This is a genomic window from Azospirillum lipoferum (assembly GCF_024170005.1).
Lineage (GTDB): Bacteria > Pseudomonadota > Alphaproteobacteria > Azospirillales > Azospirillaceae > Azospirillum > Azospirillum lipoferum.
Genome location: NZ_JALJXJ010000008.1, coordinates 201,459 through 220,625, shown reverse-complemented (window position 1 = coordinate 220,625; position 19,167 = coordinate 201,459). Strand labels below are relative to the sequence as shown.

20 protein-coding genes are annotated in these 19,167 nt (G+C 68.0%); 9 read left to right on the top strand and 11 right to left on the bottom strand.

From position 1 onward, the window contains the following. Positions 1 to 53 precede the first annotated feature (53 nt). Positions 54 to 1,142: a porin gene (locus J2848_RS19275; RefSeq protein ID WP_149235403.1), complete on the top strand. Its 1,089-nt coding sequence runs from the start codon at positions 54 to 56 to the stop codon at positions 1,140 to 1,142. A 76-nt stretch (positions 1,143 to 1,218) separates the two neighbouring features. Here J2848_RS19275 and J2848_RS19270 read toward each other — a convergent pair whose 3' ends face one another. Next, entirely contained in the window at positions 1,219 to 1,797 is a 579-nt protein-coding gene (locus J2848_RS19270; RefSeq protein ID WP_149235404.1) for a hypothetical protein, read from the bottom strand. Positions 1,798 to 1,978: 181 nt separating this feature from the next. Between J2848_RS19270 and J2848_RS19265 the strand changes: the two genes are divergently transcribed. Next, complete coding sequence (locus J2848_RS19265) at positions 1,979 to 2,722, top strand: YggS family pyridoxal phosphate-dependent enzyme (protein WP_301311680.1); 744 nt, start codon at positions 1,979 to 1,981, stop codon at positions 2,720 to 2,722. Positions 2,723 to 2,731: 9 nt separating this feature from the next. Here J2848_RS19265 and J2848_RS19260 read toward each other — a convergent pair whose 3' ends face one another. The 3 genes from J2848_RS19260 to ribA all read right to left on the bottom strand — a co-directional run bounded on the left by J2848_RS19260 (position 2,732) and on the right by ribA (position 5,750). Next, positions 2,732 to 3,280: a L,D-transpeptidase family protein gene (locus J2848_RS19260; protein ID WP_149235405.1), complete on the bottom strand. Its 549-nt coding sequence runs from the start codon at positions 3,278 to 3,280 to the stop codon at positions 2,732 to 2,734. Then, positions 3,277 to 4,263, bottom strand: a complete 987-nt coding sequence (locus J2848_RS19255; RefSeq protein ID WP_149235406.1) for a hypothetical protein — start codon at positions 4,261 to 4,263, stop codon at positions 3,277 to 3,279. Before J2848_RS19255 ends, J2848_RS19260 begins: the two co-directional genes overlap by 4 nt. 212 nt (positions 4,264 to 4,475) lie before the next feature. Beyond that, entirely contained in the window at positions 4,476 to 5,750 is a 1,275-nt protein-coding gene (gene ribA, locus J2848_RS19250; RefSeq protein ID WP_246194482.1) for a GTP cyclohydrolase II, read from the bottom strand. A gap of 371 nt (positions 5,751 to 6,121) precedes the next feature. On the opposite strand from ribA, the gene J2848_RS19245 reads away from it, so the two are divergent. Together J2848_RS19245 and J2848_RS19240 are read left to right on the top strand one after the other, a co-directional pair. Beyond that, positions 6,122 to 6,613, top strand: coding sequence for a glycosyl transferase (locus J2848_RS19245; protein WP_246194483.1), 492 nt, complete (start codon positions 6,122 to 6,124; stop codon positions 6,611 to 6,613). A 114-nt stretch (positions 6,614 to 6,727) separates the two neighbouring features. Further along, positions 6,728 to 7,432, top strand: a complete 705-nt coding sequence (locus J2848_RS19240; RefSeq protein WP_149235407.1) for a response regulator transcription factor — start codon at positions 6,728 to 6,730, stop codon at positions 7,430 to 7,432. A 9-nt stretch (positions 7,433 to 7,441) separates the two neighbouring features. On the opposite strand, the gene J2848_RS19235 is transcribed toward J2848_RS19240, so the two are convergent. Further along, positions 7,442 to 8,221 carry a hypothetical protein gene (locus J2848_RS19235; protein WP_149235408.1) on the bottom strand — a complete coding sequence of 260 codons (780 nt, stop codon included), beginning with the start codon at positions 8,219 to 8,221 and terminating at the stop codon, positions 7,442 to 7,444. Between the two features lie 250 nt (positions 8,222 to 8,471). On the opposite strand from J2848_RS19235, the gene J2848_RS19230 reads away from it, so the two are divergent. From J2848_RS19230 to J2848_RS19220, 3 genes are all read left to right on the top strand, one after another. Continuing rightward, the gene (locus J2848_RS19230; protein ID WP_149235409.1) at positions 8,472 to 9,380 is read left to right on the top strand and encodes an MBL fold metallo-hydrolase; all 909 of its coding nucleotides are present in this window, start codon (positions 8,472 to 8,474) and stop codon (positions 9,378 to 9,380) included. Positions 9,381 to 9,582: 202 nt separating this feature from the next. After that, on the top strand, positions 9,583 to 10,419 hold the full coding sequence (locus tag J2848_RS19225) for a YcbK family protein (RefSeq protein ID WP_246194485.1): 837 nt from the start codon (positions 9,583 to 9,585) through the stop codon (positions 10,417 to 10,419). 40 nt (positions 10,420 to 10,459) lie between these two features. Next, complete coding sequence (locus J2848_RS19220; RefSeq protein ID WP_149235411.1) at positions 10,460 to 11,041, top strand: histidine phosphatase family protein; 582 nt, start codon at positions 10,460 to 10,462, stop codon at positions 11,039 to 11,041. Between the two features lie 25 nt (positions 11,042 to 11,066). On the opposite strand, the gene xth is transcribed toward J2848_RS19220, so the two are convergent. Both xth and J2848_RS19210 read right to left on the bottom strand, forming a co-directional pair. Beyond that, entirely contained in the window at positions 11,067 to 11,861 is a 795-nt protein-coding gene (xth, locus tag J2848_RS19215) for an exodeoxyribonuclease III (RefSeq protein WP_149235412.1), read from the bottom strand. A 10-nt stretch (positions 11,862 to 11,871) separates the two neighbouring features. Beyond that, positions 11,872 to 12,555 carry a fumarylacetoacetate hydrolase family protein gene (locus J2848_RS19210; RefSeq protein WP_149235413.1) on the bottom strand — a complete coding sequence of 228 codons (684 nt, stop codon included), beginning with the start codon at positions 12,553 to 12,555 and terminating at the stop codon, positions 11,872 to 11,874. Positions 12,556 to 12,969: 414 nt separating this feature from the next. Between J2848_RS19210 and J2848_RS19205 the strand changes: the two genes are divergently transcribed. Beyond that, entirely contained in the window at positions 12,970 to 13,464 is a 495-nt protein-coding gene (locus tag J2848_RS19205; protein ID WP_246194486.1) for a MarR family winged helix-turn-helix transcriptional regulator, read from the top strand. Between the two features lie 350 nt (positions 13,465 to 13,814). On the opposite strand, the gene ahcY is transcribed toward J2848_RS19205, so the two are convergent. Beyond that, positions 13,815 to 15,113, bottom strand: a complete 1,299-nt coding sequence (ahcY, locus tag J2848_RS19200; protein ID WP_149235415.1) for an adenosylhomocysteinase — start codon at positions 15,111 to 15,113, stop codon at positions 13,815 to 13,817. A 219-nt stretch (positions 15,114 to 15,332) separates the two neighbouring features. Here ahcY and J2848_RS19195 point away from each other — a divergent pair, with 219 nt between their 5' ends. Beyond that, a complete protein-coding gene (locus tag J2848_RS19195) occupies positions 15,333 to 16,424 on the top strand; it encodes a PA0069 family radical SAM protein (protein ID WP_149235416.1) in 1,092 nt (363 codons plus the stop codon). Positions 16,425 to 16,495: 71 nt separating this feature from the next. On the opposite strand, the gene J2848_RS19190 is transcribed toward J2848_RS19195, so the two are convergent. The 3 genes from J2848_RS19190 to J2848_RS19180 form a co-directional block, all read right to left on the bottom strand. Beyond that, positions 16,496 to 17,206, bottom strand: a complete 711-nt coding sequence (locus tag J2848_RS19190; RefSeq protein WP_149235417.1) for a hypothetical protein — start codon at positions 17,204 to 17,206, stop codon at positions 16,496 to 16,498. Between the two features lie 272 nt (positions 17,207 to 17,478). Next, a complete protein-coding gene (locus J2848_RS19185) occupies positions 17,479 to 17,733 on the bottom strand; it encodes a hypothetical protein (RefSeq protein WP_149235418.1) in 255 nt (84 codons plus the stop codon). Positions 17,734 to 17,838: 105 nt separating this feature from the next. Further along, the gene (locus J2848_RS19180) at positions 17,839 to 19,167 is read right to left on the bottom strand and encodes an MFS transporter (RefSeq protein WP_149235419.1); all 1,329 of its coding nucleotides are present in this window, start codon (positions 19,165 to 19,167) and stop codon (positions 17,839 to 17,841) included.

The following is a 19,167-nucleotide window of genomic DNA, read 5'->3' as shown; positions in this document are numbered from 1 at the left end:
AGACACCGCTCGCGCCCCGGCCTGACGGGACGCATGCACCGAGGATGACACCCATGAAGCGTTCTCTCGTCATCGGCTGCGCCGCTGTTGCCCTCGCCGCCGGCTGCGGCACCGCCTCGGCCCAGTCCAAGTTCGACATCCTGCTGGGCGGCGACGCCTATTTCCAGGGCGCCTATGTCGACCAGGACGATAACACCGGCCTGCGCAAGACTGAGTTCGCCAACCGCTTCCGCCTGACCGTCACCCCGACGGCCAAGGCCGACAACGGCCTGGAATATGGCGCCCGCCTGCGCCTGCGTGCCGCCGGCGGCACCAACAACAACCGCAGCACCGACAGCGACCGCGCGTTCATGTTCGTGAACGGCGGCTTCGGCACCATCCAGGCGGGCGTGATCAACGGCCTGTCGGATGAATATGGCATCATCGGCCCGAACGTCGAAGGCATCGAAGGCTCGCCGGATGCGCAGTTCCTGAACTACTACGCGAACGCCAACGGCGCCCCCTATGTGCTGGGCAGCCTGCGCACGCTGGAGTCGGGCGACGCCAGCAGCAAGATCATCTACCTGACGCCGAGCTTCGCCGGCTTCCAGGTCGGTGCCGCTTACACCCCGGTGTATGGCAGCAGCAACACCGACATCAATCGTCGCAAGAACAGCACCGTCTATCGCGACATGGGCGAGGTTCAGGCCACCTACAAGGGCGAGTTCGACGGCTTTGGTCTGGAGGCGAGCGCCGCCTACCAGTTCGCCAAGGCGGCCAGCGGGCTTGAGGATCTGTCCTCGGCCCATGTCGGCGCCAATGTGTCCTATGCCGGCTTCAAGGTCGGCGGCAGCTATGCCTTCAGCGGCGACAGCGGCTATGCCAAGGGAACCCGCGGCGTGGACGACCAGCAGATCTGGATTGTCGGCGCCAACTACACCCTCGATTCGGTGATCCTGGCTGCGACCTACACGGATGCCAAGGGCATCGACAGCAACTTCGCCGGCCTGAACTCCCGCGCCCATGTCTGGCAGGCCGGTGTGACCTACACCGTGGCTCCGGGCCTGACTACGGGTCTGGAATACAGCTATCTCGACAACAAGGTCGGCGGCGTGAACAACGACGCCAACATCGTCCTGTGGGATACCCGCTTCGCCTTCTAAGCGGCAGGCTTCCGGCAGCGGATACGAAAAGGGCGACGGAGAAATCCGTCGCCCTTCTTCGTTTTCCGGGACCGGCCTATTTCTTGGGAGCCGTTTTGGCGTCCTTGTTTGCCGTATCGCACATCATGAACAGCACCGACGACTCCAGCGGTGTCCAGACCAGCAGATAGCGTTCCTTATCGCGGTCGCCGAGGAAGGCGATGGTTTCCGGGTCGGTAACCGACTTGGGGTGGATCTCGCCCAGCAGATAGCCCATGCGGCCGTAGTTCGTCATGGTCCCCTGGAAGATGTAATCCAGCCGCTCCTGGTCGTCCTTCGCGACCTCCCAGCCGAATTGTTCCTGCCGCACGCAGCGGCGGCCATATTCCTCTAGGATCTTGTCCATGAAGCTCCGATAGGTGCCATCGTCGGTCAGCGGGTATGCCGGTTCGCTGAAGCGGACCTTGGTCATTGGCGACCCCAGCATGACCTTGGCCGCCTTCTGCTTGGCACCGGGCTTGGCCTGGGCGGCGGTCTTGGGCGCCTGCTTCGGAGGCTCCTCGGCATGGGCCGGGCCGACGGCGGCGCACCAGCCGGCGGCCAGCGCGGCGGCGAACAGGCCGGCGGGGATGGCCGGCGTCAGGGCGGAGAGCAGGGAACGAAACGGACTCCGCATGCGGAGGTCTCCTCGATATGCAAAACGATGACGATGCCCGCGCTGGGGATCCACCAGCGACTCCGCCAGCGACTTCAGGGACGGCGGGCGTGGTCGCTTGGGGCGCTTGCGTTTCCGCGGACCGTCCGCTAACACGCCGCGGAAGCGCTGTACACCCGCAGCGACCGGATTGGGGGCGGCCATGACGACGACGCAGGGCACTGGCAAAGATACGCAAACCGGGGCCGAACCAAGCGGTTCCGTGATCGCGGACAGCGTGACGGCACGGCTCGACTCGGTGCGGCGCGCCATTGCCGAAACGACGTCGGCCTGCGGACGCGGCGACGGCGCCGTGACTCTGGTCGCGGTGTCGAAGACCCATCCGGCCGAAGCGGTGGAGGAAGCGCTCGCCGCCGGCCAGCGCGTGTTCGGCGAGAACCGCGTGCAGGAAGCCAAGGCCAAGTTCCCGACGCTGAAGGAACGCTTCCCAGACCTGGAGCTGCATCTGATCGGTCCATTGCAGACCAACAAGGTCAAGGACGCTGTCGCCCTGTTCGACGTGATCCAGACCCTGGACCGCCCGAAGCTGGCCGAGGCGCTGGCGGAGGAGATGGCCAGGACCAGCCGCCGTCCACGCTGCCTGATCGAGGTGAACACGGGCGAGGAGCCGCAGAAGGCCGGCATCGCCCCGGCGGAGGTCGAGGCTTTCCTGGCCGACTGCCGCGACCGGCTTGGGCTGCCGGTCACCGGGCTAATGTGCATCCCGCCGGTGGACGACGAGCCGGCGATGCATTTCGCCCTGCTGGAAGGGATGGCGCGCCGGCTTGGGCTGCCGGAGATCAGCATGGGCATGAGCGGCGATTACGAGACCGCCGTACGCTTCGGCGCCACCCATGTGCGGGTCGGCACAGCCATCTTCGGCGCACGCCCCTACCCACCCCAATAACAGGCAGCATCAGGCGGCCGGCTCGGCGACGCTCAGCGTGCTGCCCGGCGCACAGTCCTTCAGCAGGCGCAGCATGTCGCCTAACGCCAGCGCGACGCAGCCGGCGGTCGGCGTCCGGTCGGGACGGACGAGGTGCAGGAACACCGCACTGCCCATCCCTGGGACCACCGGGTCGTCGTTGTGCCCCATCACCACCACGATGTCGTAGACATGGTCGTCCCGCCACATCTCCTCGTGGCTGGCGGGATAGGGGAGGGTGACCGGACGGTTGTAAGCGGAATCCTTCGGCGCATCGCACCAGCCGTCCTGCTCGGCGATCGGGTGGAGCGTCAGAGCGGTTTCCGGCGGCGGCAGCCGGTCGGCCCGCCACAGCACGCGGCGCAGTGGGAAGCGGCCGACGGGGGTGGCGCCGTCGCCCTCGCGCTTGTCGGCACGAACGCCGCCGCGGCCCAGAACGCAGGGGGCCTCCCCGCCTGGCCAGCGCAGACGGCCGGTAGTGACCGGTCCGACGACGCCGGGGCCGGGACGGTCCGCTGTCACGGTGATTTCGATGGTCATCCCGATACCCGCGTGGTGCTGGTGGCCGTCTGCGCCGCCTTGCGCGACTGCTCATACTTGGCAAGGTTGCGCATCATCGTCTCCGACAGCATATCCGGCGTTACCGGAGCCGGACCTGCGGCCGGAGCGGCATCGCCCGGCTGGGCGGCGACCGGCTGTCCTGTGCCGAGCTGTCCTGTGCCGGGCTGGGACTGGCCTCCGTTGGCCGCCGTGGCACCGGCAGAGCGGGCGGTGGCCGTCACTGCTCCCGGAGCCGGCGCCGCATAGCGCGGAGCGGCATGTTTCGCCAGGGCGGAGTTGGCCAGCGGGGTGTCGCGTGCCGGCATCCTGCTGGGGTGTGGGGTGGCGCCGGCCGCAAGCTGCGCAGTCAGGGCCGGCGACGCATCTGCGGATGAGGCGGTTGCTTTGGCAGCGGACGGCGAAGCGGGTGGTGACGCCGCCATAAGCCGGATCGGCTGCCCAGTTGCGGTGGCGGCTGTCGACGGTGCCGAGGCCAAGCCGGCCGGCTTGGCGGCAGCCAGCGCCGCGGCAAGTCCGCCGGTGGGCTGCTGCGGCTCCGCGGGGGAGCCGGACGCCCCCGCCCCCCCCGAGACGTCCGCGACGGCGGTGGTGGTGGCGGGATGGTCACCGCCCCCAAAGCCGAGCGAGGCCATGACCGTATCGCCGACGTCCTTGCCCGTCGCCTGTTCGACCACCGCGTTGGCGATGGAGGCCATGCCCCCGATCACGCCGCCATACAGCATGTCGCCCATGATCCGCATGGATGGCTGGATAGTGTCGCCGGTGATCTCGCGATAGATGGTGCTGACGATCGGGATGTGCTGCAGCGGGTTGATGATGTCCAGGAAGTCCCAGAAGGACATGTCGCCCTGGATTTCCACCGGGCCGCCATTGTGGCCATCGCTGACGACCGGCGACACCTTTTCGCGCGGCACCGGACGCTGAACGGTGCTGCTGTCGATGGTGGTGGCGTCGATGGCCATGGGCGGTCTCCCGGCTCGGTGGTCACCACAGCTATAGCAAGCGGCGTGCCAATCCCCCACGCCCGATCCGGAGCGGAATCCCCCGATTCGGGAGGCTCCTGACAGTCAGCACTCGGAATCCGATTCCCAGCCTGGCATGGCCGGCAAGAACTGCCGGGCCGGCATGGCGTTTCCTGCCCCGCCTGCTTCGGTGGTTCAAGCCGGCCGACGGTTCAGAACATGTGGCCGCTGCGTTCCGCCTTGGTGCGGAGATAGGCCTCGTTGTGGCCGTTGGCGGGGAAGATGTGGGCCACCCGCTCCACCACCGCGATGCCGCAGCGGGCGAGCTGGCGCAGCTTCTCCGGGTTGTTGGTCATCAGACGGACGGACTCGAAGCCGAGCTGCCGCAGCATCTCCGCCGCCGGCAGATAAACGCGCTCGTCAGCCTCGAAGCCGAGGATCTCGTTGGCGTCCACTGTGTCGAAGCCGCGGTCCTGGATGCGGTAGGCGCGCAGCTTGTTGACCAGCCCGATCCCACGTCCCTCCTGTGCCAGATACAGCAGCACACCGCTGCCCTGGCGGGCGATCTCGGCGATGGCGCCGCGCAACTGGTCGCCGCAGTCGCAGCGTAGCGACCCCAGCAGATCACCGGTAAAGCATTCCGAATGCAGGCGGGCCAGCACCGGCTGGGCCGGATCGGGATCGCCGATGACGATGGCCAGATGCTCAGGCCCGCCATCGGCCGGGCGGAAGGCATAGATGCGCGTGTTCTCGGACCCGACCAGCGGCACCCGCGCGTCGGCGACGCGGCGCAGGGTCCGCACCACATGCACACGGTAATCGGCGACATCCGACGCCCGCACCAGCAGCAGGTCATGCTCCGCCGCCCATGCCGCAGCCTTGACTGGGACGCCGCTCGGAACAGACGACGGCAGGTCGGCGGTGATGGCGGCGGGCAGCAGGCGAGCCAGCCGGGCGAGGTCCACCGCGGCGGCCTCGCGGCTGCCGGGGCAGGCCTCGCTGGCGGTCAGGCCGGCCGGCAGCGCATCCTGCGCCTGCGGGTGCTGTTCGGGATCGGCCAGCGCATGGGCCTGGTCGGCAGTCAACCCGCCGGGCCGGTCAAGCGTCATGGCACCGAACGCCTCCGTTGCAGCACCGGGCGCTTGGTCGTAGGCGATGTCGCTCACCGGCTGCGCTGCGTCGGTGGAGGCCAACCCCAGCACGACGGCGCGGCGGCGGGTGACCACCAGCCGCGGGGCGCCGCCGGTCAGCGCCTTCAGCCGCTCCACCGCGTCGAGCGCCACCGATTCCACCGACACCGCAGCGCCGACAGTGCCGTCGGCGGTCTCGATCGCCACCACCTCGCCCCGGCGCAGGGCGGCCAGCGCCCGGTCGACGGCGCGCACGGCGGCCTCGTCGATCGGAGCCGCGGCAGGAGCGGCTTTGGAAGCTGCCGCGGGGGGGGATAGTGTGACCGTAGTGGCAGCGGAGGGGCGTTCGGCTTGCATCGTCAGCGGCTTTGCGTAGCGGGTGCACCGAATCCGGCGCGAAAAACGGGACATGGTGCGTTCGGAGGGCGAAGCAAAGCGCAGGTGGCGCGCCCCTGTCCAGCAATTCCCGCGCGCCACACCGTTGCCGAAGGCGCAACGATCCCGCTAGCCTGTCCGGCCCAAGGACCAACCCGTGCCGCAGTCGGGCCATATCAGGCCAGATGCCAAGCTGGATATCCGGCCGGATTGGAGATGGAGTCGGCACCCCCAACGGGCCGCTCCGCCGCCAGGAGCATCGGCGCTAGGATGGGAACCGCAGCCCTTAAATCGGGAGCATTTTCCCTGTGATCACCCCTTCGACGTCCCCCTCGCCCGCTCAGGACTGGGATTTGCCCGACTCCCTTCACATGGTCATGCCGGCCGATCTGCCAGCCGACGCCTATAGCCGCCGCATGGTCGAAGCACTACGCGCCGCCGGAGCCGGCATCACGCTCCACGCCCTGCCCGGCCCGCATCCGCAGGTCGATCCCTCGGCGATCCTGGCGGCCGACGTAGCGCTGGCACGGTTACCGGACGGCGCCTCGGTCCTGCTGGACGGCAACGCCTTGGCCAATCTCGCCGCCAGCCTGCCGGCCGACAGCCTCCGTCTGCGCTTCACCGCGCTGGTCGAGCGCCTGCATTGGGCGGAGCCGGGACTGCCCGCCGAGGAAGCTGCGGTGCGCCGCAATCTGGAACAGAGGGCTCTGACTCTGGTGCGCCGCGTCGCGGTGCCGGACGACGCGATCGCCGACGCGGTGCGGGAACTGGGCGTCCTGCCCGACCGGATCATCCGTGCCGCCCCGGATACGGAGGGAGCAGTGGCGCTGCTGGCGGTTCTGTAAGGTCCCGGTCGCCACAAGCCATCACGACAATCCACCGGCGCCATGCTACTAAGGCGCGGCCCCGGCCCTGCCACCGGCGGCTTCCGCCTCCCGACTTCGTACCCCTTGCAGCCCATGACCATCGCAAAGCGCATCCTCCTGGTCGACGACGACACCGCCCTGCGCCAGTCGCTGGCGGAGCAGCTCCGGCTGCTGGAAGAGGTCGAGACGGAGGAGGCCGGCGACGGCGCCGGCGCGCTGAAGGCGGTCCGCGCGGCGGCCGAAGCTGGAGCCGGCTTCTCCGCCATCCTGCTCGACGTCGGGCTGCCGGACATGGACGGGCGCGACGTGTGCAAGCTGCTGCGGCGCGAGGGCGTGCGCTGTCCGATCATCATGCTGACCGCCTCGGCCAGCGACGCCGACACCATCCTGGGACTGGAATCCGGCGCCAGCGACTATGTGACCAAGCCCTTCCGCCTGGGGGTGCTGATCGCCCGCCTGCGCGCCCAACTGCGCCAGTTCGAGCAGACGGAGGATGCGGTCTTCGCCCTCGGCCCATACAGCTTCCGCCCCGGCGCCAAGCTGCTGCTGGACGAGGCGGCCAACCGCAGGATCCGTTTGACTGAGAAGGAAACCGCGATCCTGAAGTACCTGTACCGGGCCGGCGATCTGGTGGTCGGGCGCGAAACCCTGCTGGGGGAGGTCTGGGGCTACAACGCCGCGGTCACCACTCACACGCTGGAAACCCATGTCTACCGCTTGCGCCAGAAGATCGAGGCCGACCCGTCCAACGCCCGTATCCTGGTTACGGAGCCCGGCGGCTATCGTCTGGTGCCCTGAGGCCACCAGTCACCGCCCGACGGAGGCCAGTCCCCGCCGGCTTCCCCGCTCGGCAATGGTGACCTCGCCGGCGAAGCCCAGCCAGCGGTGGCGTTCGCGCTCCCTCGACTGGGGTTTGGGTGGATGCTTGCCCAGCCGGGCCGCGCCCAGTCCGCTGGCGGAAGGTCCGCCCCACAAACCGCGGCCACGCGGCACCACTGGCAGCAGCCGCAGCTTGCGCCCGACGATCGCCATCCGTCGGCGCCAATGGGCGACGTCATGCGGCGACACGCCGACGCGGCGCGCGATCTCGCGATCCGACAGCAAGGCGCTGCCGGGATCCTGCAACAGTTCCAGAACGGCACGCCGCTTATCAGTGTCGGCATGACGGGAATGCTTGCGCTCCAACGCCTTGCCCATGTCCCACAGCTTTTCCGCCGTTTCGCGCGCTAGGGTGCGCCAGCGGTCGGCCTCCTCGCGCTGGCGGTCGGCGTCTCCAGTCGCCTTGTCCAGCTGGCGGCGCAATGTGGCGAGTTCCAGCTCCAGATCCTTCACCTGTCGGCGCAGGCCGCGCACCAGCTCGTCCGGCGGCGGCGGCGGTGCCGGCGCAGAGGCGGATTCGGACGGCTGGACGGTGGGCGGCGGTTCGGGTGCAGGCGGCACTGGCGTGCGTGCGCGCTCCGCCAGATCGCGGAAGGACAGGCCGGCGCGGGACAACATGATGCGGGCGGCGCGCAGTGCGGACAGCGCCTCGCCCTGATGCTCCGACTCGGCCATGGCGAGGACTTTGGCGAGCTTGTCAGGATCCATCCGCGTCGGGTTCCGCCGGAGCCGGTCCCCACCCGCGCGGGGACCCTGGAAAGGTCATGCCACGCAATGCGCGACGTGCCCCAACCTACCACATCTTATGGGTTTGGACAGATGCCCTTCGTAAGGTGCCGACTCGCGACACGTCGCGCTCCAACACCTTACCCGATATCCAAGGGAGCCGCCCGAAAGGGAAACGGACGGGAGAGATTTACTAGACTTGGACAGGCTTGGCCGCCACGATAGCGTCGTCATGACTGTTTGTGCCGCCATCGATTCCGTGCGACCGCCCGCTCCTGAAAAGGCCGGGGGGACCCAATTCACCGTACGCTTCTGGGGCGTGCGCGGCAGCATCGCGTCGCCCGGCCCAGCGACCGTGCGCTATGGCGGCAACACTGCCTGCATCGAGGTGCGTTGCGGCGGGGCCCACATCGTCTTCGATTGTGGCACCGGCATCCGCTCGCTGGGCGAAGCGCTGGCGCGCGACGGCGGACCGGTGGACATCGACCTGCTGCTGACCCACAGCCACCTCGACCACATCAGCGGCCTGCCCTTTTTCGCGCCAGCCTTCGATCCGACCAGCCGGCTGCGGCTGTGGGCCGGGCATCTGCCGCCGGAGCGGCCCTTCCGCACCGTGCTGGCCGACATGATGACGGCGCCGCTGTTCCCGGTGCCGGTCGAGATCTTCCGCGCCGACTGCCAGTTCCGCGATTTCCAGGCCGGACAGACGCTGGAGCTGGCCCCTGGAGCGGCGGAGGGCGTAGCCGGGGGAGTTGTGGTGCGCACCTGCCGCCTGAACCATCCCGACGGCGCCACCGGTTATCGGGTGGAGCATGGCGGTCGCAGCCTGTGCATCCTGACCGACACCGAACATCCGGCCAAGGGACGCGACCCGGTGATCCTGGAGCTGCTGCGCGGCGCCGACGTAATGGTGTATGACAGCACCTACACCGACGCCGAATACCCGTCGCATGTCGGTTGGGGCCATTCGACCTGGCAGGAATGCCTGCGACTGGCCGAGGCCGCTGGAGTCGGTCGTGCGGTGATCTTCCACCACGACCCGGCCCGCACCGACGATGCGCTGGACACCATCGCGGCGGAGGCAGAGGCGATGCGCCCCGGCTCGCTGGTCGCCCGCGAAGGGATGGAGCTGTCGCTGTAGGATCGGCATGCTCCGCACCGGTTGAATCCAAAACAATCCGATCTACTGAGCAAAAGCGCTTGTGCGTGCTCAATGCGTCACAGGCTGCTTTGTCGCACTGGCCTCCTGTGACAATCTTGGTATTAGATCGGTGTGCAACCCCGCCACGATTGGGGCGGGCGGGGTCGCTGAAGCGTGCAAAGCTCGGGGGAAAGCGATGCGCATGACCGGTCGTGCCTTGGGGATGCTTGCCGTTCTGACCGTCGCGACGCAGCTTGGCGCCTGCGCCACCACGCCGCCGCTGGAAAGCGCGAAGCAGGACGACGGGCCGCGCAGCGTGGTCCTGCACCACCCCGCCAGCGGCGAGACCACGTCCGTCACCTACTGGCGCCCCGGCGACGGCTATGATCCGGCCGCGATGCGCGAGATCGCCGTCCTTTTCCGCGACCGCCGCAGCGACGAGGTAATCCCGGTCGACGCCGCCCTGGTCGATATGCTGGTGGAACTGCGCCAGCGCGTCGGTGCACCGCCTGAGTCACCGATCCGCATCACCTCGGGCTACCGGTCGAGCGCCACCAACGCCAGCCTTGCCCGGACGAATCCGAACGTCGCCGAGAACTCCTACCACATGCGCGGACAGGCGGCGGACTTCTCCATCGCCGGCATCCCGCCATCGCGTCTGGCGGAGGAAGCGGCGGCGATGCAGCGTGGCGGCTACGCGATGTACGCCCATACGGGCCATGTCCATGTCGACACCGGCCCCTTCCGCACCTGGACGCCGAAGAGCGGTGAGCCGCGCGCTCCGCAGATCCTGGAAGCGCAGGCCCGTGCCCGCGCCAGAGCCCAGGCTCTGGCCCAGAAGAGCGGCAGCGGCAAGGGCCGCGTCCAACTGGCCGATGCCGGCTCCAAAGATGCCGGCTCCAAGGCAGGCAAGTCGCCGGCTAAGCCGGCCAAGGCTCCAGGGAAATCCGCTGCCCTCATGCCGCCGGATCTGTCCCGCGTCCGCGTGGCCCTTGCCCAGGTGAAGGAAATGCCGGTGCAGAAGATGGCGAAGCGCTAAACTCCGGGCGCATCCCCGTCACCCGCGTCTTGGTACCGTCATGACCACCCTGCTGATCCTCCGCCACGGCCCGACCGCCTGGAACGCCGAAGGGCGGATCCAGGGCAGTATCGATGAGCCGCTGTCCGACGCCGGCCGGGCACGGGTCGCCCGCTATCGCCTGCCGCCCGAGTCGGCTGGTCTGCGCTGGGTCGCCAGCCCGAAGCGCCGGGCCTGGGAAACCGCCTTGCTGCTCGGCCTGGACCCCACGCCGGAGCCTCGGATCGTCGAAATGGATTGGGGCGAGTGGGAAGGCCAGCGCACCGAGGATCTGCGCGCCGATGGTCGCATGCCGGCCCGCCACGACCGGCTGGGATTGGATTTCAAGGCGCCCGGCGGCGAAAGTCCGCGCGAGGTGCAGGCCCGCCTGCGCTCCTGGCTTGCCGATCTGGCAGCGGACGGGCGCCCTACTGGCGCCGTCGCCCACAATGGCATCCTGCGTGCACTCTATTCACTCGCCACCGGCTGGAACATGCGCGACGACCCGGCGGAGGAACTGCGTAACGGCTGCGTCCACATCTTCCGCATCGCCAAGGACGGCACGCCGGGGGTGATGCGGATGAACATCGGTATGCTGGAGTAAGGGGGCGCAACGGCCCCCTCATCCCTTAGACATCCAGGTCGACGATCACCGGCACATGGTCCGACGGCTTGGGTTCCCAGCCGCGGGCATCGCGCAGCACCTTGATGCCCGTCAGCGCACCTTCCAACGGCGGCGTCACCCAGATGTGGTCCAGGCGTCGGCCGCGGTTGGAGGCGGCCCAGTCCTTCGCCCGGTAGCTCCACCAGGTGTAGAGCTTCTCCTCCGGCGGAACGAAGCGGCGCATGGCGTCGACCCAGCCGGCCGAGGCCTGCATCGCCGCCAGCTTTTCCACCTCGATGGGCGTGTGGGAGACCACCGACAGCAGTTCCTTGTGGCTCCAGACGTCCTGTTCCAGGGGCGCGATGTTCAGGTCGCCGACCAGCACCATCGGCCGGTCGGACGTCCGCTCCGCGCCCAGCCAGTGGGTCATCTCGTCGAGGAACTGGAGCTTGTGGGCGAACTTGTCGTTCACCGCCGGGTCGGGGATGTCGCCGCCCGCGGGGATGTAGACGCAGTGTAGCTCGATCCCGCCCGGCAGATGGGCGAGCGCGTGGCGGCAGTCCTGCTTGCCGCACCAGTGCTGGACGTCGTGCGAAGAGAAGGGCAGGCGCGACAGGATGGCGACGCCGTTGTAGCTCTTCATCCCGTGGATGTGGGCGTGGACATAGCCGCGCTCCGCCAGCGGGCCGAGCGGGAAGTCGGCGTCGACCACCTTGGTTTCCTGTAGGCAGATCACGTCCGGCTGCTCCTCCTCCATCAGGCGGAGGAGGAGGTCCAGACGCATGCGGACCGAATTGATGTTCCAGGTCGCGATGCGCATCGGCGGCGGCTCAGGCGATGGTCAGGGTCAGGGTGCCGACGCCTTCGACCGCGCCGGTCAACACGTCGCCGGCCACCACCGGGCCGACGCCCTCCGGCGTGCCGGTGTAGATCAGGTCGCCCGGTTGCAGCTCGACCAGCCCGGACAGGTAGGAGATCGTCTCCGCCACCGACCAGATCAGGTCGGACAGGTCGCCCTTCTGCCGCAGTTCGCCATTCACCTGCAGGGTGACGGCGCCCTTGTCCGGATGGCCGATGTCGGCGACGGTGCGGATCGCTGAACACGGAGCCGACTGGTCGAAGCCCTTGCCCATGTCCCAGGGCTTGCCTTCCTTCTTGGCGGCATTCTGCAAATCACGCCGGGTCATGTCGAGCCCGACGGCATAGCCGAACACATGGTCCAATGCCCGGTCGACCGGGATGTCGCGTCCGCCGGTCCCAATCGCCACCACCAGTTCGATCTCATGGTGCAGATTGGCGGTCTTGGGCGGATAGGGAATGGTGGCGCCATCGGCGACAATCGCATCGGCCGGCTTCATGAAGAAGAAGGGCGGCTCGCGGTCGGGATCGGCGCCCATCTCGCGGGCATGGGCGGCATAGTTGCGGCCCACGCAGTAGATACGGCGGACTGGGAATGGGTCGCCGCCCGCGACGGGGACGGCCGGCTGGGACCACAGGGGAATGGCGAAGGCCATGGCATCGGCTCTCAGATTGGGACACTGCCGAACAGCTAACCCGAAAGCCGGCAACGGACCAAGCGCCCAACCATCCGCCCTGCCCTGCAAAGCGGTCCAGCGTTCCGGCCGGCCTGCGGACAAAGAGGCGGGCAAAAAACGAAGACGCCCGGTCTGGGGGGGACCGGGCGTCGGAAGCTCCGATTCGGGAACCCGCGCGCGGCAGGGGAAACCGCAGGGCGGGCGATCGGCGTCGAATCGGCGTCGATCACTTCTTGACTCTTCAAGATGGAATTTGTATGCGCTCCCACCAATACGCATGACGCATATCTGATATGCATATCATGTCGTCCGTGCGGTTCTTGCTGACAAACGAAAGCCTTGCCCGCATTTTATCCGTTCATCCGACAATTCATCCAAAACATGGCATCGACGGTGACTGACAACGAGCGTTCCACCCCCGCCGACCGGCGGTCGCGTCTGCGGCCCGGCAAGAACGGCAAGCTCGCCCTTGGCCCCCTTCCCGACCTCGTGGGCTACAACCTGCGCAAGGCTCAGGTTGCGGTGTTCCAGAGCTTCCAGAACGCGGTCGCCCCGCACGACATCACGCCCGGCCAGTTCGGCGTGCTGATCATGATCCGCGAGAATGAAGGCCTGTCGCAGTCCGACCTGGGCACGGCGGTCGGCATCGACCGGTCGACCATGGTCGCGGTGATCGACCGGCTCGAGTCGCGCGGCCTCGTCGTCCGCGCTCCCTCGCCCAACGACCGCCGCTCCTACGCGCTGCGCCTGTCGCCGGAAGGCCAGACGCTGATGGACGACCTGATCCCGCGCGTCCAGGCTCACGACCAGGGCATGGTCAAGGACCTGTCCCCGGAAGAGCAGGTGCAGTTCATCGACTTCCTGCGCCGCGTGTCACGGTCGAAGTAAGGGTCACTCCCCTTCCGTTCCAGGCACCGGAAACGACTGACAGCCCGCCCCGCACCGGCATCTGCCGATGTAGGGCGGGCTTTTCTATTACGTCAGGGACGGACTCGGAAAGCGTGTCCGCCACGACGAACCGGTTGACCGGAGCAGCCGGGATCCTGCGGCAAGGCTTCGGTCCGCTTTATTGGCAGTCAGAAAGATTGCCTTCGACAGGGTAACAAGGAACTTCTGGTAATACCCCACAACAAAACAGTTATGGCTTCTTGCATTTCATGTGAAACGCAAGAAGCCATAGTCTTATGTCTGGCTATCGGATTCGCGTTTTAAATCGAGTCCGATTTTGCCCGATCCGATTAGTAGCGGTAGTGGTCCGGCTTGTACGGGCCGGCGGTCGGCACGCTGATGTAGGCAGCCTGCTTGTCGGTCAGGGTGGTCAGCTTGGCGCCGATCTTCTCCAGATGCAGGCGGGCCACCTTCTCGTCCAGATGCTTGGGCAGGACGTAGACCTTGTTCTCGTAGTTGGCGGCGTTGGTCCACAGCTCGATCTGGGCCAGCACCTGGTTGGTGAAGCTGGCGCTCATCACGAAGCTGGGGTGGCCGGTGGCGCAGCCCAGGTTGACCAGACGGCCCTGGGCCAGGACGATCAGGCGCTTGCCGTCGGGGAAAACGACCTCGTCGACCTGCGGCTTGACCTCTTCCCAGGTCAGGTTGCGCAGGGCATCGATCTGGATCTCGCTGTCGAAGTGGCCGATGTTGCAGACGATGGCGCGGTCCTTCATGGCCCGCATGTGCTCGATCGTGATGACGTCGACGTTGCCGGTGGCGGTGACGAAGATGTCGCCCTGCGGAGCGGCATCCTCCATGGTCACGACCTGATAGCCTTCCATGGCGGCCTGGAGTGCGTTGATCGGGTCGATCTCCGTCACCAGGACGCGGGCGCCCTGCGAGCGCAGGCTGGCGGCCGAGCCCTTGCCCACATCGCCATAGCCGGCGACCACGGCGACCTTGCCGGCGACCATCACGTCGGTGGCGCGCTTGATGCCGTCGACCAGCGACTCGCGGCAGCCATAGAGGTTGTCGAACTTCGACTTGGTGACGCTGTCATTCACGTTGATGGCCGGGACCTTCAGCGTGCCCTTCTTCATCATCTCATAGAGACGATGCACGCCGGTGGTGGTCTCCTCCGACAGGCCGCGGACGTCCTTCAGCATCTCCGGATACTTGTCGTGCATGATCTGGGTGACGTCGCCGCCATCGTCCAGGATCATGTTCGGGGTCCAGCCATCGGGGCCGCGCAGGGTCTGCTCGATGCACCACCAGAACTCCTCCTCCGTCTCGCCCTTCCAGGCGAAGACCGGGATGCCGGCGGCGGCGATGGCGGCGGCGGCCTGGTCCTGGGTCGAGAAGATGTTGCAGGACGACCAGCGCACGGTGGCGCCGAGCGCCGTCAGCGTCTCGATCAGCACGGCGGTCTGGATGGTCATGTGCAGGCAGCCGACGATGCGGGCGCCGGCCAGCGGCTTGCTGTCACCGAATTCCGACCGCAGGGCCATCAGGCCCGGCATCTCGGTCTCGGCGATGGTGATCTCCTTGCGGCCCCAGTTCGCGAGGCTGATGTCCTTGACCTTGTAGTCCGTGAATTCGGCGGCCATGAGGGATGACTCCTGGTGGGCGGTGACGGTCGGGCAGCGGAATTTCAGGCGCACCGGATCCCCGGCCCTGCCGCTGTGATTGGCCAAGGGTGTACCAGCGGCATCGGAACCATGCAAGCATAAAGATATCTTTATGTTTGCTCGGTAGCGGAAGCAATGACCCGGCCACACCCCGTTTGTTCACTTTACGTTCCCATCAGCCACGGCTAAGCTGCCGGCATGGACGAGATACGGCGATCCCCGATCAAGGGCCGCGGGGCGGTCAGCAACGCCACCGGGCGGTTCGAGCGCGAGACCCGCGTCCTGACCGACGATGGCTGGACGGGCTATGCGGAAAGCGGCAACGAAGCGCTGTCCGATCCGGTCCGCACCATCGTCTCGCCGGCCTCGGCCAAGTCGATCATCACCGGCAACCAGTCGCCCGACATCCCCTTCGACCGCTCGGTGAACCCGTACCAGGGCTGCGAGCATGCCTGCATCTACTGCTTCGCCCGGCCGACCCATGCCTATCTCGGCCTGTCGCCGGGGCTGGATTTCGAGACCAAGCTGTTCGCCAAGCGCAACGCGGCGGAGCTGCTGGCCAAGGAGCTGCGGGCGAAATCCTATGTCTGCCAGCCGCTGGCGCTGGGGGCCAACACCGATCCCTACCAGCCGGTCGAGCGGACGGAAGGCATCACCCGCCGGGTGCTGGAGGTCTGCCGCGACTTCAACCAGCCGGTGAGCATCATCACCAAATCGGCGCTGGTGCTGCGCGACCTCGACATCCTGGCGCCGATGGCGGCGCAGGGGCTGGCTTCGGTGGCGGTCTCCGTCACCACGCTGGACCGCGACCTCGCCCGGGTGATGGAGCCGCGGGCCAGCACGCCGCCGCGCCGGCTGGAGGCGATCCGCACCCTGTCGGAGGCCGGCGTGCCGGTGGCGGTCCTCGCCAGCCCGATGATCCCCGCCCTCAACGACCATGAGCTGGAGGCGATCCTGGCGGCCGCCGCCGGCGCCGGGGCAAGCGAGGCCAACTATATCCTGCTGCGCCTGCCGCTGGAGATCGCCACCCTGTTCGAGGAATGGCTGCGCGTCCATGCCCCCAACCGCGCCGACCGCGTGCTGAGCCTGATGCGGCAGAGCCGTGACGGCGCGCTCTACCGCTCCGGCTTCGGCACACGGATGAAGGGCAGCGGTCCCTATGCCGAACTGCTGCGCCACCGCTTCAAGCTGGCCTGCCGGAGGCACGGGCTGGGCGGCCGGAGCTGGCAGCTCGATTGCAGCCGCTTCCGGGCGCCGCCCGCGGCGGGGGACCAGCTGTCGCTTCTGTGAGCGGAAGGCCTGTCAGCGGGGAAAGATGGAACAGCGTGGAACAGGGGGCCGGGTGATGTTCCATTCTACGCCTATCGGCGCCAGGAGAAGGGACCGGCGGCGCGGCGGCTGACCGGGCCGGGGTTGAGGTTGGGATACTCCTCATACTGGTTGAGGGTGTAGGGGAAGACGCCCTTCGGCCCCTCCGCCTCCGGCTGGGCCAGGACGGCGGCGACCATGGCGGGGTTGGGCATCCTGCGTTCGCGAATGGCGCCGGGGATGTCGTCGTCGTCCAGTTCGGGGACGGTGACGGCGGGCGGGTCTTCCGGTTTCGGGGCCGGCCTGGCGGCCGACGGATCGTCGGGCTGCCGCTCGGGCTGGGAGGCGTCCCGCTTGCCCGCCGGCAGGTCGAGCCCGGCGAACAGGCCGAGCCGCTCGGCCAGCCAGCGCACGGTGGCGGGATCGCCGGAGGTGACCAGCCGCTCGATCTGCTCGGCGACCAGGATGCGCAGAGAGGACAGGCGCAGTTCGGCCTCGCGGTTCAGCGCCTGCCTCTCCCACCACACCCTGTGACGGAAATCCTGGGAGCCGTAATAGGCCCGCCACAGCGTGGTGCGGCTGCACCCCATGGCGCGGGAGACCTGAAGGAAGCTGTTGCCGCGGGCCAGCATGCCGGCGGCCATGATCCACTGTTCCTCATGGAACTGCGAACCGGGGACCAGCGAGCCTTCGGACGGGGTCGGCGGCTCTTCGGCCCAGCGGGGGAAGTTGTCGTTGTTGAAGCTGCGGGGGTCGAGGGGCATGGGGTGGCTCCGCGAATGGGTGGGCATTGCGGAGATGATATAAGAATAATTTCCTTTTTGACGGAGTTTTTGCAACGGTCCCCGGTGGCGAAGCGGTGGCATCCGTGTCGATCCTGCCCGCCCTCTCTACGGCTTCCCGCCCCGTCATTCCCGCAAAGGCGGGAATCCAGCCAATTCAGGCGCTCTGCACGGGAGTTTCCTGGATCCCCGCCTGCGCGGGGATGACGGCCTGCAATAGCCTCCAAAAACTCGTAGCCTCTGACGGACTCCCGTCAGGAGCGGCGGAACATCCTGTTCCACGGCGTCGGCACTTCAGAGAGCTTCGCCTGATCCGGCTTGGACAGGGCCGACAGCGGAAGGCGGCCGGTCGCCAGCATCGCCATCACCAGCGCCGGATGGGCCGCGTTGGACGTGTGCTGGCCGGCGTCGGTGTCGCTGGGCTGGTCGGCCTGACGATCCGTGCCGGGTTCCTCGTTCAGCGCTTCGTTGATGCGGGCGAAGGCTTCGATGTCTTTGATGTGCAGCATGGTCCGTACCCCTCGGCTTCGACATTTGTGCGTCGCAGCAAAAACGAAGGTAACAGCTCTGCCCTCGAATGGTCTCGTGTGCGGCGCTTTGACACAGGCCCTTTTCTAACGGGCCGGTTCGCGAACCGCCAGCATAAGCCCGAAGCCGATGGCGAAGAAAGCCAGAACCGTCGCCATACCGGCACGCTGGCTGGCGAAGGCCTGGGTCGCCAGACCGAACAGCAGCGGCCCGAAGAAGCCGACGAAGCGGCCGGTCAGGCCGTAGAGGCCGAACATCTCTCCCGCCATGCCCGGCGGGGCGAGCCGCGCCATCATCGACCGCCCGGCCGCCTGGGCCGGCCCGAAGAACAGCCCGAGCCCGAGCGCAAAGATCCAGAACCACAGCCGTTCCGTCGCCAGCAGAAGCGGCAGGCCGCAGGCGGTCATGCCGGCCAGCGCGATCAGGATCACCGGCTTGGCCCCCGCCCGGTCGTCCATCCAGGCGAAGCCGATGGCCCCCGCCCCCGCCACCACGTTGAGTGCGATGGCGAAGACCAGGATCTCCTCGAAGCTCATGCCGAAGGTCCCGGCGGCGAAGAGGCCGCCGAAGGCGGTGATGGTGTTGATGCCGTCGCGGTAGAAGGCGCTGGCGATCAGGAAGCGCCCGACCTCGCGGTAGCGCCGGGCCTGCCGCAGCGTGGCGATCAGCGTCGCCACCCCCTCGCGCGCCGCCCGCAGCAGGCCGTGGCCGGTGGCGGGCTCGTCCGGCACCCACAGGAAATAGGGCAGCGCGAACAGCCCGTACCAGACGGCGGCCAGCAGGGCGGTGGCGCGGACATTGGCCTGCGGACCCCAGTCCGCCCATTCCATGCCGAACAGGCCGAACAGCGGAGCCGGCGCCTTGACGAAGCCGACCAGCGCCAGGACGAGGCAGGCCAGCCCGCCGAAATAGCCGATCCCCCAGCCCCAGCCCGACACCCGGCCGAGCAGCCGTGCCGGCACCAGCCCCGGCAGGGTGGCGTTGTAGAAGACGTTGGCCAGTTCGAACGCCACGGTGGCGACCACGACGCAGGCGAGCGCGAAGACAGCATCGGCCGGATCGGGCCGGACCCACCACAGCGCCGCGGTGAAGGCGACGGTGACCAGGGTGAACAAAGCCATCCACGGCTTGCGCCGCCCGGCCCGGTCGGCGATGGCGCCCAGCACCGGGCTGAGCAGCGCGATGGCGACGCCGGCCACGGTCATGGCGGCGCTCCACCGCGCCGTGCCCTCGACCGGGTCGCCGACGACGCCGCGGGCGAAATAGACCGAGAAGACGAAGGTGGTGATGATGGTGTTGTATGCCGAATTCGCCCAGTCGTAGAGGCACCAGGAGGCGATGGCCCGCCGGGAAGGGAAGTCGCCGGAGGGGACGGCGCCGGAGGGGACGGCGCTGGAAGGGACGGCTTCGCTCAC

Bases quoted from the DNA above. Each gene is read 5' to 3' on its own strand.
- J2848_RS19275 (WP_149235403.1), top strand. From the start codon at position 54: ATGAAGCGTTCTCTCGTCATCGGCTGCGCCGCTGTTGCCCTCGCCGCC.
- J2848_RS19270 (WP_149235404.1), bottom strand. From the start codon at position 1,797: ATGCGGAGTCCGTTTCGTTCCCTGCTCTCCGCCCTGACGCCGGCCATC.
- J2848_RS19265 (WP_301311680.1), top strand. From the start codon at position 1,979: ATGACGACGACGCAGGGCACTGGCAAAGATACGCAAACCGGGGCCGAA.
- J2848_RS19260 (WP_149235405.1), bottom strand. From the start codon at position 3,280: ATGACCATCGAAATCACCGTGACAGCGGACCGTCCCGGCCCCGGCGTC.
- J2848_RS19255 (WP_149235406.1), bottom strand. From the start codon at position 4,263: ATGGCCATCGACGCCACCACCATCGACAGCAGCACCGTTCAGCGTCCG.
- ribA (WP_246194482.1), bottom strand. From the start codon at position 5,750: ATGCAAGCCGAACGCCCCTCCGCTGCCACTACGGTCACACTATCCCCC.
- J2848_RS19240 (WP_149235407.1), top strand. From the start codon at position 6,728: ATGACCATCGCAAAGCGCATCCTCCTGGTCGACGACGACACCGCCCTG.
- J2848_RS19235 (WP_149235408.1), bottom strand. From the start codon at position 8,221: ATGGATCCTGACAAGCTCGCCAAAGTCCTCGCCATGGCCGAGTCGGAG.
- J2848_RS19230 (WP_149235409.1), top strand. From the start codon at position 8,472: ATGACTGTTTGTGCCGCCATCGATTCCGTGCGACCGCCCGCTCCTGAA.
- J2848_RS19225 (WP_246194485.1), top strand. From the start codon at position 9,583: ATGACCGGTCGTGCCTTGGGGATGCTTGCCGTTCTGACCGTCGCGACG.
- J2848_RS19220 (WP_149235411.1), top strand. From the start codon at position 10,460: ATGACCACCCTGCTGATCCTCCGCCACGGCCCGACCGCCTGGAACGCC.
- xth (WP_149235412.1), bottom strand. From the start codon at position 11,861: ATGCGCATCGCGACCTGGAACATCAATTCGGTCCGCATGCGTCTGGAC.
- J2848_RS19210 (WP_149235413.1), bottom strand. From the start codon at position 12,555: ATGGCCTTCGCCATTCCCCTGTGGTCCCAGCCGGCCGTCCCCGTCGCG.
- ahcY (WP_149235415.1), bottom strand. From the start codon at position 15,113: ATGGCCGCCGAATTCACGGACTACAAGGTCAAGGACATCAGCCTCGCG.
- J2848_RS19195 (WP_149235416.1), top strand. From the start codon at position 15,333: ATGGACGAGATACGGCGATCCCCGATCAAGGGCCGCGGGGCGGTCAGC.
- J2848_RS19190 (WP_149235417.1), bottom strand. From the start codon at position 17,206: ATGCCCCTCGACCCCCGCAGCTTCAACAACGACAACTTCCCCCGCTGG.
- J2848_RS19185 (WP_149235418.1), bottom strand. From the start codon at position 17,733: ATGCTGCACATCAAAGACATCGAAGCCTTCGCCCGCATCAACGAAGCG.